The organism is Algoriphagus sp. A40, assembly GCF_002002735.1.
Classification (GTDB): Bacteria; Bacteroidota; Bacteroidia; order Cytophagales; family Cyclobacteriaceae; genus Algoriphagus.
Window position 1 is genome coordinate 1 of record NZ_MUNY01000025.1, and the last position, 4,858, is coordinate 4,858.

General features: G+C 43.5%; 1 protein-coding gene. It reads left to right on the forward strand.

Features of this window, described 5'->3' with window-relative positions:
- Positions 1 to 1,062: 1,062 nt before the first annotated feature.
- On the forward strand, positions 1,063 to 4,858 hold a 3,796-nt coding region (locus B0E43_RS23350), incomplete at its 3' end, for a GEVED domain-containing protein (protein WP_139352621.1).

A 4,858-nucleotide genomic window follows, 5' to 3' on the forward strand; every position in this document is an offset into this window, starting at 1 on the left:
TGCACCAGCTGAACCGCAGAACAGAGCTGAGAGTGGGCAAGTCCTCCTTCGGCTACACCGGCAGACAGAAGAAAGTGGATACGATGTAACAAGAAGTGATTGATAAGTTTAACCTAAAGGCCTCCAGAGAACTGGAGGCTTTTTCGTTTTTAGGGCGGATGATCCGGGTGAGGAGTCAGAGGAAACCCTGCAACCACCAAGCATCCTGTGAGAGACAGGGAAACGGACAAACCAGATTAAGTTGCCTTCCCCAATAGAAGGGACATTTTGAATGGAAAGTGTGAAAAGTAAATTCTCCCTAGTTGGCAAATAAGAAGATGGACTGGCTTTGATTAATGGGCAAAATCAAAGAGTGAATTAACCTGAACTTAAATCTCAAAAGAATTCATTTTTTGTATTCGAAGTCTTGGTTTTCCCGAGGAAAGCATATCGACAGTTACCAATTGCATTAAACCAAGAAGGAAGAAATTTCTCCACGAACGGGGAGTGGGTCTGGGAAATTCCTGTAGGATTCAAAAAGGTGAATAATGCCTTTCGAAGCTTCTGAGCAATACGTTTGGATAAACGAATGTCTTTTAGGAATAGACTTTTTTTGGTCTCCAATGTTTTAAAAAAACCAAGGTGAAATTTTTTCAATGCCTCCTATAGAGGAAATTTTTTGGACTTGCTCCAAAGAAAAATGGATCAATTGAGATTAGCGGCAATGATTCATAAAATTCAAAAAGGGAACAGGACATCGCTAATAAGCCTCATAATATGGCATCAAAAAATGATTTTGTAATAAAAAAAATGTATTACAAATTAAAAAATTTAGCTAATGTCTTGGATATGAAAAACATAAAAGTGTATTTTTAGAACAAAAATTGACCTATGAGAGGTTTTTTTGGATTGAATTATTGTTTTAGAGCACTATATTGATTTTGCTGTAATCAGCATATAAATATGCTAAATCAGAATATGCGAAATTAAAAATTGAGTTGAATGAAAAGAATTGTTTTTTATTTTGAAAAACATGCCTTTTGAAAAATATATACGAACTCGAGAATTTTAAAATAATACGATATGGACAGGCTATCCAATTGTGATTTTACCCGGAATCTTGAAAGAGATTCCTTTATAATTTGGGGAAAAAGTCGAAATCAGTTAGGGAAAAATCTTTTTAAGTGGCTGGTAATTCTAGCCTGGGTGTCTCTTTCCAATATTGTTTTCGCTCAAACAAGACCAAAGGCTATTACCCAAGAGGTGGATATTATTCCTTTTGTGGACTACCAGAATTTGGGCAATTCTGGGATAGGAGCCAGAACTTTGGCCTCGCCTATGAATGCCCGGGTCTTGGAAGATTTTCCGAATTTTTGTGAAGGAATTTATAATCTTAATTTCCAGAATGGGATAAAAATTGCAGGACCTGGTAATCCGGGTGACAGTAACACTACTAATAGATTTCAGGTTGGAGATATCTACACGTTTCAAAATGTGGTCACTCTTCCCGGTAATATAGTTGTCCACGCGCGAGTTACAATTGAAACTGAGACCCTTGGTCAAATCAGTTTGTTTGATAATACTGCAGAAGGCTATCCATCCGCCCTCCAACCTTCCTTTCTTTCAAATTCAAATACCAGTACTGGCCAAGGTTTTGGAGTTTTTAATTTTGAGTTTGGTACCGGTACCTATAATACCACCACGGGAGCTATTACAGGTTTTACACCCATTCAAATTCCTGCGTTTAATGCCTATTTAGTTGATGTGGATGGAGAAACTGCGCTTAATGAATTTCAGGCAGTAACCGGAGGAGGCCAAGCTACTTTTGGTCAGGGTGCCGCTGCTAACATTCAAACGGTGACGGATCCAGCTCCATTTTTGAACCGGTACCAGGATAGAACACAAAGTTCTGCCAATGGTATTCCCATTAATATTTTTGACCGAATGGTCAGGATTGAGTTCACAAATGTGTCTACATTTAAGTGGAAATTTGGGGTTAATTATCGTTCGAGTGGTGGGAGCACCCGCCTTTTTTCATTCTATGTTTTATGTATTCCTGAATTTGTTCCGGCTGCAGGAGACTATAGTGATGCTCCGGCCACCTACGGCTCCCCAAATCATTTAATTTCAGGAACCACAAATATTACTTCGACCCCAAGGTTTGGTCCTATTGTAGATCGTGAACCAATAGCCGTGCCCAATGTGGATGCCAGCGGAGATGATTTGACCTCGGTCGATCTCCAGAATCCAACGACAATAGACGATGAAGATGGATTGTTTAATGGGGATGGAACTGTGCTGAGTGGTGACTTCAATGCAGGTGGTACCAAGGCTCTTCAGATTAATACTAGAGGAACTGGGGTAGTGAGTGGCTGGATAGACTGGAACAGAGATGGGGATTTTCTCGATGCGGGCGAACAGTTTATTGTAAATCAAAGTGTATCTGGAACAAGTACCAATAACCAAGTTACTGTCCCTGTGCCCTGTGATGCGAGTACCGGTGTTTCTTACCTACGGATAAGGATCAGTACGGTCACTAATTTGACCCCGCTCGGCACTGCTGACAATGGTGAAGTTGAAGATTACAAAATCACAATAGCTGATCCAAATAATTTATCCCCTGTCGTAATTGGTACCCAGCCAGTAGGAGCTACCTATTGCCAGAATACTCCTGCGGCTAATGTAGCCAACCTGAGTGTAGCAGCTACCGGATCGGGTACGCTAACCTATCAGTGGTTCACCAATGGAACAAGCAATAGCAATACTGGAGGAACTGCGATTCCAAATGCAACCTCAAGCAGCTACAAACCTGCGACTGCTACGGTAGGCACAACGTATTATTATGTCATTGTCACAGGCAACTGTAAGCCTGCGACCTCTAATCCAGTAGCGGTCGTGGTGCAGGCCTTACCTGCTGTACCAGTGATTACACCGATACCTCCTACTTGTACAGTAGCTACAGGCGGCTTCTCATTCAACAGAGTAGCTGGAGTGGAGTATTCTTTGGCAGCTGATTTTTCTTCAATCATCCCAGGGCCTGGAAATTCGGTTACTGGCCTTCCAGCAGGAAGCAGCGGAATCTTGTATGCAAGAACTGTAGGAACAACTTGCGTTGCTTCATCTCCTTATACTATCGGTGCTCAGCCGGTGACACCAGTGCCACCGGTAGTTACACCGATAGACCCTACTTGCTCAGTACCTACAGGCGGGTTCTCGTTTGACCGGGTAGCTGGAGTAGAATATTCTTTGGCAGCTAATTTCTCTTCTATCATCCCAGGACCGGGTAATTCAGTTACAGGCCTTCCAGCCGGTAGCAGCGGAACTTTGTATGCCAGAACGATCGGCACGATTTGCGTTGTTTCTACACCTTATACCATTGCTGCACAGCCGACTTGTTCCTTAACTATTGACAAGTCCTTGACTAATAATGATGATGCTGTAGTAGATATGGCTGGCGAGACGATCGAATACACGATTGTGATCTCCAATACGGGAACTTTTGCACTTACTGGAGTAGCAATGACTGATCCGTTTGCAGGTGGAGCCACTTATGTGAGTGGTGATACAGGTAGCGATAATATTTTAGGTGTTGGCGAGGTCTGGACTTACAGTGCAGACTATGTGGTGACGCAGGCAGATCTGAATGCTGGAACTGACTTGGTGAACGTGGCTACTGTGGTAACAAATCAGACCACACCAAAATCCGACGATGCAACAAGCACGATCAGTAAGCAGCCAAACTTGACCATTACTAAATCTCTGGTCAATGTGGAGGACTTGACTGTAGATCTTGCTGGAGAGACCATTGAGTATATCATTGTAGTCACTAACGCTGGGAATGTTGATTTGACCAACGTTTTACTTACCGATCCATTTGCTGGAGGAGCTACTTTTGTAAGTGGTGACACAGGCAGCGATCTTGTTTTAGGAGTAGGTGAGATCTGGACATACAGTGCAGACTATGTGGTGACACAGGCTGACCTTAATGCAGGACTTGACCTGGTCAACGTAGCTACAGTGGATTCCGATCAGACTGATCCAAAATCTGACCAGTCGACTAGTAACATAACTCAAGGCCCTAATCTATTGATAGAAAAAACTTTGACCAATGCTGAAGACGGAGTGGTCGATACCGCCGGAGAGACGATTGAATATACCATCGCATTTATTAACTCTGGAAATATAGCCTTGACAGGAGTAGTAGTGACCGATCCATTTGCTGGAGGGGCTACTTATGTGAGCGGTGATACAGGTAGCGATAATGTTTTAGGCGTGGGTGAGATCTGGACGTATAGCGCAGACTATGTGGTGACCCAGGCTGACCTGAATTCAGGACTTGACTTGGTCAACGTGGCCACTGTGGTAACCAATCAGACCACACCAAAATCCAGCAGTGTGAGCAGTGATGTTGCACAGAATGCAACTTTGATTATTGAGAAGACCTTGACTAATGCGGAAGACGCTTTAGTTGATCTTGCTGGTGAGACAATCGAGTATACCATTACTGTAGACAATACAGGTAATGTAGATCTGACTAATGTGGTGTTGTCAGATGATTTTGCAGGCGGAGCTACGCTTATAGCAGGAGACGACGGTGACAATATATTGGAGACGAATGAGGTCTGGACCTACAGTGCCGATTATCTTGTGACCCTGGCAGATCTGAATGCAGGCGCTCCTCTTGTGAATACCGCTACAGTAGATACCGATCAGACTCAGCCAATTTCTGATGACGCTACAAGTACTATAGGACAGACCAGAACGCTGTCTTTGGACAAGCAGGTGGTATCGGGTGATCCGTACGCTGCGGTAGGTGACGTGGTGGTTTACAACTACGTGATCACCAACAGCGGCAACGTGACCCTGGCCGGACCATTCA